General features: G+C 63.1%; 11 protein-coding genes and 1 pseudogene. 5 read left to right on the top strand and 7 right to left on the bottom strand.

Annotated features, from left to right (window positions below; translation table 11 throughout):
* Window positions 1-173: 173 nt before the first annotated feature.
* From OXH74_RS17695 to OXH74_RS17685, 3 genes are all read left to right on the top strand, one after another.
* Window positions 174-1,004: a TatD family hydrolase gene (locus tag OXH74_RS17695; protein WP_375738141.1), complete on the top strand. Its 831-nt coding sequence runs from the start codon at window positions 174-176 to the stop codon at window positions 1,002-1,004.
* 87 nt (window positions 1,005-1,091) lie between these two features.
* Window positions 1,092-2,573: a methyl-accepting chemotaxis protein gene (locus OXH74_RS17690; protein ID WP_375738140.1), complete on the top strand. Its 1,482-nt coding sequence runs from the start codon at window positions 1,092-1,094 to the stop codon at window positions 2,571-2,573.
* An 89-nt stretch (window positions 2,574-2,662) separates the two neighbouring features.
* Window positions 2,663-3,019 carry a terminase gene (locus OXH74_RS17685; protein ID WP_375738139.1) on the top strand — a complete coding sequence of 119 codons (357 nt, stop codon included), beginning with the start codon at window positions 2,663-2,665 and terminating at the stop codon, window positions 3,017-3,019.
* A 156-nt stretch (window positions 3,020-3,175) separates the two neighbouring features.
* Here OXH74_RS17685 and OXH74_RS17680 read toward each other — a convergent pair whose 3' ends face one another.
* From OXH74_RS17680 to OXH74_RS17650, 7 genes and pseudogenes are all read right to left on the bottom strand, one after another.
* Window positions 3,176-3,973, bottom strand: coding sequence for an acyl-CoA thioesterase (locus tag OXH74_RS17680; protein ID WP_375738138.1), 798 nt, complete (start codon window positions 3,971-3,973; stop codon window positions 3,176-3,178).
* Window positions 3,974-4,114: 141 nt separating this feature from the next.
* The gene (locus OXH74_RS17675; protein WP_375738137.1) at window positions 4,115-4,876 is read right to left on the bottom strand and encodes a CHAD domain-containing protein; all 762 of its coding nucleotides are present in this window, start codon (window positions 4,874-4,876) and stop codon (window positions 4,115-4,117) included.
* 55 nt (window positions 4,877-4,931) lie between these two features.
* Window positions 4,932-6,917 (bottom strand): DUF3488 and DUF4129 domain-containing transglutaminase family protein, encoded by a 1,986-nt coding sequence (locus OXH74_RS17670; RefSeq protein ID WP_375738136.1) that lies wholly within the window; start codon window positions 6,915-6,917, stop codon window positions 4,932-4,934.
* Window positions 6,914-7,873 (bottom strand): DUF58 domain-containing protein, encoded by a 960-nt coding sequence (locus tag OXH74_RS17665; protein WP_375738135.1) that lies wholly within the window; start codon window positions 7,871-7,873, stop codon window positions 6,914-6,916. Before OXH74_RS17665 ends, OXH74_RS17670 begins: the two co-directional genes overlap by 4 nt.
* Window positions 7,873-8,790, bottom strand: a complete 918-nt coding sequence (locus OXH74_RS17660) for an AAA family ATPase (protein ID WP_375738134.1) — start codon at window positions 8,788-8,790, stop codon at window positions 7,873-7,875. The genes OXH74_RS17665 and OXH74_RS17660 overlap by 1 nt, the downstream gene beginning before the upstream one ends.
* 173 nt (window positions 8,791-8,963) lie before the next feature.
* Entirely contained in the window at window positions 8,964-9,677 is a 714-nt protein-coding gene (locus tag OXH74_RS17655) for a methyl-accepting chemotaxis protein (protein WP_375741641.1), read from the bottom strand.
* Window positions 9,678-9,818: 141 nt separating this feature from the next.
* Window positions 9,819-10,010 (bottom strand): annotated as a pseudogene (locus OXH74_RS17650) (HAMP domain-containing protein); the annotation flags it as partial.
* Between the two features lie 1,024 nt (window positions 10,011-11,034).
* On the opposite strand from OXH74_RS17650, the gene OXH74_RS17645 reads away from it, so the two are divergent.
* Window positions 11,035-11,172: a hypothetical protein gene (locus OXH74_RS17645; RefSeq protein ID WP_215369479.1), complete on the top strand. Its 138-nt coding sequence runs from the start codon at window positions 11,035-11,037 to the stop codon at window positions 11,170-11,172.
* A 43-nt stretch (window positions 11,173-11,215) separates the two neighbouring features.
* Window positions 11,216-13,900: a cation-transporting P-type ATPase gene (locus OXH74_RS17640; protein ID WP_375738133.1), complete on the top strand. Its 2,685-nt coding sequence runs from the start codon at window positions 11,216-11,218 to the stop codon at window positions 13,898-13,900.
* The last annotated feature ends 4 nt before the right edge of the window (window positions 13,901-13,904 follow it).

The raw sequence follows: 13,904 nt of genomic DNA, 5'->3' as shown, positions 1-13,904 counted from the left end.
CACTGGATGACTACGGCATGCGTGGGGTGCGGAGAGTGTCACAGCAGCACACCTGATGCCAGTCAAGACGATGTATCGACTTCAACATCCGACGCTAAGTTCCTGTAAATGATGGCTTTATTGATTTATTTCGAGCTTTGATATGCTGCCCTGTCGCAACCCGAGGTAGCACCATGCAACTCATCGACATTGGCATCAATCTGACCCATCCCAGCTTTGCCTCCGAACCGAAAGGCGTCATGGAGCGTGCGCAAGCCGCTGGCGTATGCCAAATGGTACTCACCGGCACCAGCCTGGAGGACAGCGAGCTGGCCCTACTGCTGGCCACCGATCTGGACGACAGCGGCCAGCGGCTGTTCTGCACGGCAGGTGTACACCCCCATGAGGCCAGCAACTGGAATGGTGAGAGCCACCAACAATTGCGCGCCCTGCTAGGCGAGGAACGGGTTCGCGCCGTTGGTGAATGCGGATTGGACTTCAATCGCGATTTCTCACCCCGCCCGCTTCAGGAAAAAGCGCTTGAGGAGCAACTGGCGCTAGCCTGCGAACTGGGCAAACCAGTATTCCTGCACGAACGTGATGCGGATGAACGCCTGCTGGCTATCGTGCGCGAGTTCCGCGACCGGCTGCCCGCAGCCGTTGTGCATTGCTTCACCGGCGAGAAGCGCGCCCTTTACGGCTATCTGGACCTGGACCTGCATATCGGCATCACCGGCTGGATCTGCGACGAACGCCGTGGCACACATCTGCACGCCTTGGTCCGCGACATCCCCCGGGGCCGCCTGATGCTCGAAAGCGACGCACCCTACCTGCTGCCACGCAGTCTGCGCCCCAAGCCCAAGAACGGCCGCAACGAGCCGGCCTACCTGCCCGAGGTACTGCGAGAAGTAGCCCTGCATCGTGACGAAACCCAGGAGGACTTAGCCCAGCACAGCACAGACTGTGCCCGCGCTTTCTTCGGCCTGCCGGTCCTCGCCGGTACGAGCAACTCGGAAGCCCGTTGATTCGGATCAAATCCCATGAGAAGTGGCCGTAGGAAAATGCTGGCATATTGCCAACTCCTGACCGACCGAGACTAGAAAAAGTACATCATGGCCACCTGGATTCGCGATCTTTCCCTGAAATACAAGTTCTGGGCCGTCAACGCGGTGGCCTTCCTCATTGTCCTCCTGCTGGTGCTTCACGCGCTTCATCTGGAACAGCAAGCCCGCGTGGATTCTGCCCGGACCTCGGCCGAGGCCCAAGCACGACTGCTTGCAGACTGGCCCGCTGAGCAGCCCCTGCCGAAATCTCCGCACCTGATGCAATTCAGCTCAGGGGCCACGCCACAGCTGCCTGGCCAACAGGGGTCGCTCCCCACTTACGCCAAAGGTTGGGTAGATCTCGAACACGACGGGCTGCTGGGTAACGACGCACTGGTCGGGGCCGCGGTCATCGAACTCGCTGGCGGGCAGCGTGTGGCCGTGCTGGCCCATGCCCCGAGCCTGTTGCAAGTGCTGGGGATGCGCAGCTTCGATTACGCGGTGGCGGTATTCATTTTGATGATGGCCCTGCTAGCCGCCTCGCAATTGCTGATTCGCTTCCTTCTCAGCCACCTCAACACGCTCAAGGCCGTCATGCTCCATGTCGAACGCAGTGGCGACCTGTCGGCCCGTGTGCCGCTCGACAGCCGCGATGAGGTCGGCCAGATGGCCAATGCCTTCAACTCCATGCAGGCTGGTTACCAACGCGTGGTGAATACAGTGGCCCAGGCCATCGCCCGCCTTGACGAGGGCGCTGCGCGCCTCGCCGGCAGCATGGACGACGTTCGCCAGGGCATGCTGGGCCAGCAGAGTGAGACCGACCAGGCAGCCACAGCCATCAACGAGATGTCCGCCACCGTCCACCACATCGCCCAGCATGCGGCGGACACCCGCGATCAGTCGCAGAGCGCCGATCAGCTTGCCGGCGAAGGTCAGCAGGTCGTCGAGCGCGTAGAGAAGTCCATCGCTGACCTATCCAGCGGCGTCCAGCAGACCGCGGAGATGATCCAGCGCCTTGCCGAGGACAGCCACAAGATCAGCGGGGTGGTCAACGTCATCCACGGCATCGCCGAGCAAACCAATCTGCTGGCCCTGAACGCGGCCATCGAGGCAGCGCGGGCCGGCGATATGGGCCGCGGCTTCGCAGTGGTTGCCGACGAAGTACGCAATCTGGCCAGGCGCGTACAAGACTCCACGGACGAGATCACCAACATGATCGGCGCACTCCAGGCCGGTACGCGTGATGCGGTCGAATTCATGCAGGAAAGCTCGCTGAAGGCCGACGACTGCGTCAAGGCGGCCCATGATGCCGGCGCAGCATTGGCCGCCATTACCTGCGCTGTTGCGCAGATGCGCGAGAGCAATACTCAGATTGCAGTGGCGGCTGAACAACAGAGCCAGGTGGCAGAGGAAATGACCCGCGCAGTGGTCGGAATCCGCGATGTCACCGAGCTGACGGTCAGCCAGACGGTTGAATCCGCAGCAACCAGCTCGGAACTGGCCGGGCTGGCGAGCGAATTGTCTCTGGCCATCCACCAGCTCAAGCTGTAGATCCCAGCCCGATTTGCATTCTGGGCAAATCCATTCGCCGGCCTGCAAGGACCGGTCTAACCTCCTTGCATGACCCCAAGGAGCGCATCATGGGCAAACGCCTTCCCAACCTGCATGCCTGGCAGTGGCGCACCTACGCCGACAACCACAAGCATCCGACCAACCTCCTGCTGCATGTGCTGGCAGTACCTTTGTTCGTCGTCGCCGCACTGACGCTGGTCTACGGCTTGTTCAGCTTCAGTTTCCGCCCCCTGGTGCTGGGGTTGATAGGCATTGCCGCCTCTCTGGTGTTGCAAGCTCAAGGGCACAAGCTGGAGGCGGTAGCGCCCGAGCCGTTTGCCAGTCGCAAGGACGCTATCAGCCGTCTGCTGGTGGAACAGTTCATCACCTTCCCGCGCTTTGTCCTGAGTGGAAAGTGGTGGCACAACTGGCGCAAGCGGCATTAGGTTCTGTACGAAAAGTCGTCGAGCGAAGGTCAGGCAAGGCGAAATTGCCCGAAGAAGCGGAATTTACGTGTTGTAAATGAGCATTCTGAGGGCGATTTCAACGCAGCATCACCGATGTGCAGGCACTTTGCGTGCAGAGCCTAGACACGAACAGCGTCAGCCGAACGCAACAACGGTCTGCCGGCTCAACGCCACCAACTCGCCTGCGGGGGTCCATAGGGCCGCTGCAGCGTGGCCATAGCCATCGCGCGCGTGCTCGACGCGAGCCCGATACTTGCACCAGTCATGGGTATCCAGTTGTGGCACAGGCTGCACGAATTCGATGGTCCAAGTCAGCGTGCTGCCAGGCGCCGGGGCGCTCAACTGTGGCATGGTTGCTGGAGGCCAGGCATCGACCAGAGCCAGCAGATGCACCTCGCTAACCGGTTCACGCTCCACGTCGCCACGAAAACGTACCCAGCCGCCCATATCGCGCTCGCGACTACCGGTAAAGGGCATGCCACCTACCCCCCAACGCATCGCCAGGTGACGGGTGAATTCTGGCATCACGCCCGGAATGAAAGGCAGCTCCTGACTCGCCTCCGGCCCCTTCATCTCTGGAGCAGGCTCGGCCTCGACGTTGATGCTGGAGGCCCGTGAGGCGCCAAAGCTGCCCTGCACCAATGCGACGACCTGGCCCTTCTGCACGACTCGGGCAAACATCTGGCTGACCGCCTTGCCCTCACGCAGTACCTCGGCCTCGAAACTGGCTGGGACTTCGGGCTCCAGCGGCCCGACGAAGCTGATCGCCAACGAACGCACCGGTCGACCGGCTTGCACCTTGGTGCGCATGGCCTCATAGGCCAGCGCCGCAACCATGCCGCCAAAGACAGCTCGTCCCTGGCCCCAACTGGCCGGCACCACCACCCCATTCGGATTGTCGCGAACCGCTTGGATCAACTCGGAAAAAATCATCTCGCATCCCTAAAGATTCAACGCCCTAGCCCGCGATCTTAGGCGATCGCACCTGTCGCTCGAAAGCGACCGGACAGGACTACAGGGACAACCAGGGAGGGAGAAATGCCAAGACATCGCCCAAACTGATCGGGTGAGTTCTCAGCGCAAGCTGGCCAGCAGCTTGTCCAGCACCCTATCCGAGCGCACCTCAGCCGCGTGCAGCGCCACCTGCCACGCCCGAACCTGCGGTCGTAGCTCAGCCTCCTGCTCGGCCCGCAGCAACCACTGCGTACGGTCATGCCAGACGCCAAGTGCGACCTGTGCACCGATCAACAGACGCAAGGTCCTGGGTGAGGCCTGGCACATGGCCGGATAAGCTTCCACCTCCTGGCGCACGCGCTCGATCAACTGACGAAGGCGATCACGATCGTGACTGGAGGCTTTGAGTGAACGACACAAGCTCCTCCAGTCTCGCGCCAACCTGCGTTCCATTCGCTTGTGCAGCCTTGCCAGCACGCCTTCGCGCTCCGACACGCGCATCAACCGCGGCCAGGCATCGAGCACCAGGAACAATCGATCCATTCCTGCCGCCTGCAAAAGCTGCGCATAACCTGCCTCGAGTGCATTGCGCCGCGCCTTCGCCAGGTGAAAAAGCCCCTGCTGTTCCAGTTCAGCCACCAGCAGCTCCTGATCACGCAGCGGACCACTGAGCGACCCGACGGCCGCCACGGCTTCGTCCAGCACGTCCGCCACGGGCAGGCCGCGCAGGGGACGCATCAGCCCGCGCAATCGCAGCAGGGCCACACGCAAGTCACTCAAGGCGGCCCCATCGGTACGCGCGCCCAATCGTGCAACACAGGCATGCAGGCGGATGTCGAGTCGCAAGACCTGGGCGATCAGGTCATCCAGCAGATTGGCCATTATCAGGCTCTCCAAGGGCTTCCCTCAGCTTAGGGCAAGCGAAAAAAAGCGTGACTCATCGCGGGCGGCGCAGGTGCCAAGGCAGGGCCCGGCGCACTGCCCGCAGCAGGCGCTGCGTGTCGGCGGTCGGACGGCCGGCATATTGGCAGGCCTCGAAGGCATCGAGGAAGGCGTGAATCTCCAGGGCTTGCTGCGGCAATGCGAGGCACGCGCGCTCGGCGTATGCACGGGGCCCCTCTCCCGGGCTGCGCTGAACGCCATGCTGCGCCAGTACGCGTTCGAAGTGCTGGAACAAACGCACTTGAGGATCCTGCTCACGCCGCCACGGGCGGAACAGAAATAGCCCCACGGTGGCCAGAATCAAGGCCGCAGCCGCAACCAGCGTAACACCGAGGAGTTGGTGATCGATCGCTCCGAACCAGCGCCGGAACAGATTGCCCTGTGCTTCGCCCTGATAACCCAGCACCCAGCGCTGCCAACCGTAGTTGAGATTGTCCCAGGTGAGGCGGACCTGGTTCAGCCAGGCCAATTGACGATAACGCAGCGGCGACAAAGGCGATCCCTCAAGGAAACTCTCCTCGCTGGCCACAGCCTCCTCCAAGCCCAGCTCGATGCGATTCGGCGCCACCTGGAAGGTCGGATCGACGCTGACCCAGCCTCGCCCTGGCGCCCAGTACTCGACCCACGCGTGGGCGTCGAACTGATGCACCAGCACGTAGTTGCCGGCCGGGTTCAACTCGCCACCCTGATAGCCCGCCACCACCCGTGCAGGGATGCCTGCCGCACGCAGGATGAAGGTCATGGCTCCGGCGTAGTGGGCGCAGAAGCCTCGACGACTGTCGAACAGGAAGGCGTCGATGCTATCGCTTCCCAAGGTCGGTGGCCGCAAGGTGTAAACATAGGATTGGCTACGGAAATGTTCGAGTACGGCGCCGACCAACTGTGCGGTATCCGTATAGCGTTGCTTCAACTCACGAGCCCAGGCGCGGCTCCGTGGATCGCCTTGCTCGGGCAGTTGCAGCGCGCGCCGCAATGCTGCCGGATCGCCCTGCGCCTCGCGCACGGCATCTGGCCAGGAAGTGACCTGATAAAGCAGTGAGCGGTCGACCGGCCCCTGCCGCTCCAGCCGGAAATCGGACATCTGGCGGGTACCGGGCTCCACAGTCTGGCCGACGTCCAGCGCAAACAGCCAAGGCTTGCCGCTGGGCTGCATGACGATGCTGTAGCTCAGGGGAGCCCCGCGCTTTTCCCAGTGCGCGCCTATGGCATACCGAGTGGTCAACGCTTGTGACCAGCGCCTGCCATCGAAACGCTCCAGCGTCAGTGCTCGCCAATACAGCTGGTTGCTGGCGGGAACCGGCCCATCGAAGCTGGCCCGGAAGGCCAGCTCACCAGACTGGCTGAGCTCAGCGACGTCAGCAGGGCTCATGCTGTCGGACAAACCGGTGATGCCCTTGTCGCTCGGCATCGGCAATGACCACAACGGCCCCAACCGGGGGAAGAACAGGAACAGCAGGAGCATCAAGGGAACGGCTTGCAACAACAGACTGCCAGCAACCGTCAGCGGCACCAGCGGCCGCTCGGCATAACGGCTTTGCTGCAACCCCACCAAGGCCGCCAGCAGCGTGCTGAGCGGAAGGAGACTGTACAGCGCGGCCAGCATGCCGTCGTTGAACAGATAGGCAGTGACCTGGGTAAAGAACCCCAATAGGATCAGCACCAAGGCGTCTCGCTGGCTGCGCATTTCCACCAGCTTGAGGATGAACACCGCTACCAGCAGAACCACTGCCGCATCCAGCCCCACCAAGGTACCGCGAGAAAGCACCACGCCGGCGCCCACGCCAATGACCAAGACTGCCTTGACCCAGGCATTGGGGAAGGTGACGCGCATGCGAAATATCTGCACGCGCCACGCGGCACAGCCCAGCCATAAGCCGATGATCCAGATCGGCAGATGTTGAAGATGCGGCAGGATCACCAGGACCTGGGCGACCAGCAACCAGGTCAGGCCGATCCGGGTCAGAGGCCGGGAGACGCTCACACCGATCCCCCGAACAGCGCCAGCGCCCGCAGACAGGCGTCCCGGTGCGCTTCGCCGATATCCGGCTCGATGCATATGTTCCCCAGGCGCAATCCGAAGGGCTGGCCACGCGCTGAGAACTGCAACACCCAATGACAAAGCAACCCCAGGCGGTGCTCCAGGTCGCCGTCGACCCGCTCCAAGTCAAGCCACAGATCACGACCTGCAAGGGTGGCGAAGTCCTTTATGAACAGGCCCTGCCCGCGCGAATAGGCCTTCCAGTGCAAACGCCTGCGCGAATCGCCCGGCTGGTAGGCGCGCAGCCCTTGAAAGTCGTCAGAGCCGGTGCCCAGCACGTGAACCCCCTCTTCGCCGTCGCCGTCAGCGCCACCATCAGTCAGTGCCAGATCGCCTGGCACGGGCTGCGGGTAGACCAACAGGGTCTGGTCCAGGTCGATCCAGCTCCAGGCCACCAGCAGGCCCAGTGGGAAGCGGCTTTCGACCCGCAATCGCCCGGGGCGCAGCCAGCCTCGTCGCTGCGTCGGCAGGTGCAGCTCCACGTCGCAACCACCTTGGGCCGGTACGTCCTGCACCTGCAGGGGCGCAGGCAGCCACCCCAGCGCAATGGCCTGGTGGCCGCGCCCGGCACTTTCCAGGGCCACCCGAAAGTGGGCTTGCTCCCCCAGGAAGACCGGTGCACCGCCCGCTGCCTTCAGTGTCAGGCCGGTGAGATTACGAAAGGTATGCAGAATGGCGACCAGGAAAACGGCCAGCAGCAGGAAAGTCAGCGCATAAGCCAGACTGTTCTGGTAGTTGATGGCCACCAGCAGCATCGGTGCCAGCGCCAGCCCAAACGCCATGCCGGCACGAGTGGGAATGATGAAGATGCGTCGCTGGTTCAAGCGCACCTGGCTGGCCCGTGGAATCCGCCTGGCCAACCAGCGGTCCCAATGCGCATTGACCTGCCCTTCCAGCATCAAAGCGTCGGTACTTCGCGCAGCAACCATTGCACCAGGGCGCCGCCGCCATGGCCAGAGGGGTCGGCACGCTCGCGCAACCGATGGCCGGCCACGGCTGGCAGCACCGCCTGGACGTCCTCGGGGATGACGTAATCGCGCCCCGCCAGCAACGCCCAAGCCCTTGCCGCGGCAAGCAAGGCCAGGCTGGCTCGCGGTGACAGCCCCAAAGCGAAATGTGGCTGGCTGCGGGTGGCGCCCACCAGGCGCAGCACATAATCCACCAGCGCATCGCTGACCATCACCTTGCCCACCTCAGCCTGGATCAACGCCAATTCGGCATGGTCGAGAATCGGCTCCAGGCGCGGCAATACCGCCCTACGCGACTCGCCCAGCAGCAGCGCCTTCTCCGCCGCCCTGGCGGGATAACCCAGCGACAGACGCATCAGGAAACGGTCCAGTTGCGACTCCGGCAGCGCGAAGGTGCCGCCCTGGCTGGCCGGGTTCTGCGTAGCAATCACAAAAAAAGGATCCGGGAGAGGACGGGTCGCACCTTCAATGGTCACCTGCCCTTCCTCCATGGCCTCGAGCAATGCGCTCTGGCTCTTCGGGGTGGCTCGGTTGATTTCGTCGGCCAGCACCAGCTCGGCAAACACAGGCCCAGGGTGGAACACAAACTGGCCGCTGTCCTTGTCGAAAACGGAGGTGCCGAGAATATCGCCGGGCAGCAGGTCGGAGGTGAACTGGATCCGCTGGAAACTCAGCCCCAGGACCCTTGCCAGGGCATGGCCGAGGGTGGTCTTGCCCATGCCTGGCAAGTCCTCGATGAGCAGGTGCCCACGAGCCAGCAAGCAGGTCAGCGCCAGGCGTACCTGTGCATCCTTGCCCAACAGCACCTGGTTCACCGCATTCAGGCAGGCATCCAGTTTCGCTCGCATTCTTCACTCCCCAATGCAATGCGCCGATGCTACTGGCTGCCTAGGCGATGGCAAAGCGCCCAGTAAACTTAACTCATAAAACTGTGGGACAGGTCTTACGAAAGCAGCAGAAACACCCCTCGGCACTGAGGGCTGTGCTAGCCGAGACCTCAGTCCGGGGGCCGACCACGAACTCACAAACGAAAATGCGCCGCCATGCCCTGCAAATCGTGCCCCAGGCGCGCCAGTTGCGTGCTGGACGATGCAGTCTCCTCCATGGCGCTAGCGGACTGGTCGGCGATGTCTCGGATGCTGGTAACGCTCCGATTGATCTCTTCGGCCACGGCGCTCTGCTGCTCGGCGGCTGCGGCGATCTGCTGATTCATCTGATGGATGAGCGTCACCGCCTCGGCAATGCCGGCCAGTGCGTCCTCCGTCAAGTTGGCGTCCTGGACTGTCATCTCTACCAAGCTGCCGCTCTGTTGCATATGCATGACCGAATTGCGCACACCCTCACGCAGGGTGGCGATCAGCCGCTCAATCTCTGCAGTGGATTGCTGCGTGCGCCGCGCCAGGGCCCGCACTTCGTCGGCCACCACCGCAAACCCGCGCCCCTGCTCACCGGCTCGGGCCGCTTCGATGGCGGCGTTGAGCGCGAGCAGGTTGGTCTGTTCGGCCACGTTCTTGATCACGTCCAGCACCGTGCCGATGCTCTGCGTGTCCTGACTGAGCTGCTGGATGCTGCTGGTGGTTTCTTCCATGGCACGGGCAAGCTGGTTGACCCGATCAAGGGTCTGGCGCACCACCTGGCTGCCCGTATTGACCCGGCTGTCCGCCGACTCGGTAGAGGCCGCCGCCGCTTCGGCATTGCGTGCCACCTCCTGGACGGTCGCAGCCATCTGGCTCATGGCCGTGGCCACCTGGTCGGTTTCCTCTTTCTGGTCGTTGACGCCAATGCGAGTCTGCTCGGTGACTGCCGACAGCGCCTGGGCGGAGACGGACAACTGAGTGACACCACCCTGCAGACGCCCCACCATTTCACGCAGGTTGTTGGACATGCTTTGCATGGCAGCCATCAGTTGGCCGATCTCATCGCGCCGCTGCACCTCGATGCTGGCACTCAGGTCACCCTCGGCGATCTGCCGGGCAAGGCCAATCACGCGCTGCAAGGGCCTCACTATCAGGAGGGTGATGACTGCCGTAGCCGCCAGGCCAATCGCGAGGGCCAGGGCGGCAGCCATCAGAATCAGCATCGAACTGGCATCCTGCTGTGCCTGCATATCCGCCTTCTGCAGGGCATAAGCCTGATCGACCGCCTCGACGATACGTTTCGCCTGCTTCTCCAGCTGCGCATATTCCTGACGCTGCTTCTCAAGGGTCGCGGTGTATTCACGGAGACGTTCATTGAAGGAGTCGACGTTGCCAATCACTTCGGTCAGTACCGCAGCGTAGCCTGGGTCCTGCATGGTATCGCGCAGTTCGGCGGCAAGCTTTTGCGCCTCCACCGCCTCCTGGATATCCGACGTGCCAGCCTCGCCCGAACTGCGGCTCTGCTCAAGGCGCAACCGCGCTTGGTTGAGCGCCTGCAATAGTAACTGATAAATGCGGCCAATCTGCCCGCCCTGGGTCACCAGCGCCGCACCTTCGGCGCCCTGCGAGCTTTTCAGAAGGTCTAAGCCATCCTCGTTCAAGCCAGTCTGCAAGACATCAAGGCTGTTGGAGGCACTGACCACCAGCCAGTTTGCGGCTTCCAGCGACAGTCGCAGGCTATCGGTCAGTTCCACGTAGCGGTCAAAGGCCCCTCGGTACTCGGCCATCGCCTGGCCCACCTCGCCCAAGGCCACGTGACTGGGACCTTCCAGGCGAACGCCCAGGGCTTCGCTGCGCGCAGCAATGGCATCGGCCTGCTGCTGCAGCGCCTCGGCAAACTGAGTGTCAGCACTCAAGGCGTAGTCTTTTTCCGTATGCCGAATGGTCAGCACATTGCTGCGGATCGCCCTCACATCTTCCAGAAGACGTGCTCGTTCATCGACTGCGCGCAAGGCCGTAAAGCCAGTCCCTGCCACTACAAGAGTCAACACCAGCACAACACCGAACCCCAGCATCAACTTCTTGGCCGTACTCAGGCTCGCCAGCCCTTGCTGCAAGACGTTCCACATGCCCCAACCTCCGTACGAGGTGACTACCCGACGAACACGACGCGCGATACGTCGCCGTTGGACACCGCTACCCGGTCCCATGAAGGCCGAACATTGGAGCAGCGCCATGCTGGCGACAAGCCACAACCTTGCCAGTCAGGCACCAGGTGCTGTTATTGACTACATGAAGGTCGCTTTTGGATCGTTTTCAGCTTTCCTTTCCGAAATGTCAGAACTGACCCAAGCCAATAATGGATTGGCCTGAAGTGAAGTAGGCTCTGTCCCCAGACATTGCCACGGAGGACACGATGAACGCGCCAATCCCAACGCCTTGGCACGCACAATCCGCTGATACCGCTCTGGAGAGGCTGGACAGCGGGCCCGCTGGGCTGACGGACGAGGAAGCCCAGCGGCGCCTCGCCACCCACGGCCACAACCGCCTGCCGCAACGGCCCGGCGTAGGCCCGTTCAAGCGTTTCCTGATGCAGTTCCACAATCTGCTGATCTATGTCCTGCTGGCCTCGACCCTGGTCACCCTCGCCCTTGGCGAGTTGCTCGACAGCGCAGTGATCTTCGCCGTCGTGCTGATCAACGCCATCGTCGGCTTCATCCAGGAAGGCAAGGCCGAGCAGGCCATGCGGGCCATTCAGAAACTGCTTACCCTGGACAGCCGCGTGAAGCGTAATGGCGAAGTGCGCCAGATTCCTGCCGAGAACCTGGTACCCGGCGATCTGGTCCTGCTCGAAGCGGGCGACCGCGTACCCGCCGACCTACGCCTTGTGGAGACCCGTGACTTGCGCATCGAAGAGGCTGCGCTGACCGGCGAGTCCGTGCCCAGCGACAAGACCCGAGAAGCCGTCACTACGGATGCCTGCCTCGGCGACCGCCGCAGCATGGCGTACTCCGGCACCCTGGTCAGTGCCGGCAGTGGCATTGGCGTCGTGGTGGAAACGGCGGGCGATACCGAGCTAGGCCGCATCAGTCATCTGCTCGGCAGCGTCGAGCAGCTGCAAACCCCGCTGCTGGCTGATATGACGCGCTTCGCACGGCAACTCACACTGATCATTCTCGGACTGGCCGCGGCCACTTTCGCCTTCGGGTACCTGCTGCGCGACTACAGCGCCAACGACATGCTGATGGCCGCCGTGGGATTGGCTGTAGCCGCGATTCCCGAAGGCTTGCCGGCAGTCCTGACCATCATCCTTGCCCTGGGCGTGCAGCGCATGGCCCGGCGCCAGTCGATCATCCGCCGTCTACCTGCCGTGGAAAGCCTGGGGGCGGTGACGGTGATCTGTTCCGACAAGACCGGAACCCTGACCCGCAACGAAATGACCGTACAGCGTGTCTACACCGCCGCCCACCGCTACGACGTCGAAGGTGTTGGCTACGCCCCCCTGGGCGCGATCCGGCATGCCGACGGCCAAGCAGCGCAACAATGGCCCGACGATCTGAGTGAACTGGGCCGCGCAGGCTTGCTCGCCAACAGCGCCAGCCTTTGCGAGGTCGACAGCCAGTGGTGCATCACAGGCGACCCCACCGAGGCGGCCCTGCTCACCCTGGCCGGCAAACTTAGGCTGGACGGAGACCAAGAGACAGAGCTACTGCCCCGGCTCGATGCAATTCCCTTCAGCTCGGAACGACGCTATCTCGCCAGCCTGCACCGCGACGGCGATGGCAACGGACTGATCTACCTGGTCGGCGCCCCGGAACGTCTGCTGGACGTTTGCGACCAGCAATGGCGAGACGGGAGGGCCGAGCCGCTGGATCCGCGTGTCTGGGACGAAGTGCTGGAAGAAGGCGCCGCCTCCGGCCTGCGAATGATCGGCCTGGCTCGCCGCCAGAGCCCCAGCACCCACCATGATCTGGACCACGCGGACCTGGAGAGCGGTTTCGTGTTGCTTGGCCTGGTCGGCATGCTCGACCCCCCGCGCGAAGAGGCGATCCGGGCCATTGCCCAGTGCCACAGCGCCGGCATCAAGGTAAAGATGATCACCGGCGACCATGCTGCCACCGCTGCGGCGATTGCCGAGCGCCTCGGTCTCCCGGCCTGCACGCCGCTGACCGGCGCCGACCTGGATGAACTGAACGACAGCGAGCTAGACGCCCGCCTGGCCGAAACCAGTGTGTTCGCCCGCACCAGTCCAAGCCACAAGTTGCGCCTGGTGGAGCGCCTCCAGGCCTGCGGTGATCGGGTGGCCATGACGGGCGACGGCGTCAACGACTCCCCCGCCCTCAAGCGCGCCGACATCGGTATCGCCATGGGCATCAAAGGCACAGAAGCGGCGAAGGAGGCCTCGCAAATGGTGTTGGCCGACGACAACTTCGCCACCATTGCCCATGCCGTAGAAGAAGGTCGGACCGTCTACGACAACCTGCGCAAGTCGATCCTCTTCATTCTGCCCACCAACGGCGCCCAGGCATTCGTCTTGCTCACGGCGATCCTCCTGGGACTGACGCTGCCCATCACGCCGCTGCAGATACTCTGGGTGAACATGATTACCGCCGTTACCCTGGCCCTGGCCTTGGCATTCGAACCGGCGGAGGACGACCTCATGCAGCGCCCGCCTCGCGACCCGAAGGCGCCTCTGCTCTCGGCCGAGTTGCTCTGGTTGATCCTCCTGGTATCCCTCCTGCTGACCCTGGCCAGCCTCGGCTTGTTCATCTACACGCAGGAACTGGGGTGGAGTATGGAGGCCAGCCGCACGCTGGCGGTCAACGCCCTGGTGTTCGGAGAAATCGGATACCTGTTCAGCAGCCGTCGCGTGAACAGCCCTGCCCATTTCAGCGTGCGCGATAACCCCATGGTCTGGGGCATGGTCGCGCTGATGGTGGTCTTGCAGTTGGCCTTCACCTACGTGCCAGCGTTCCAGACGCTGTTTGGAACCGCTGACCAGAGCGTTCTGGGTTGGGGCTGGTGCCTGGCCACAGCCGTGGCGACTTGTGCCGTGGTGGAAGTCGACAAGCTGTGGCGCCGTCACCTCGCCCGTCGTTGAGAGG

The sequence above is a fragment of the Metapseudomonas boanensis genome (assembly GCF_042232855.1).
Lineage (GTDB): Bacteria > Pseudomonadota > Gammaproteobacteria > Pseudomonadales > Pseudomonadaceae > Metapseudomonas > Metapseudomonas boanensis.
This window is presented reverse-complemented; position numbering and strand designations above follow the sequence as displayed.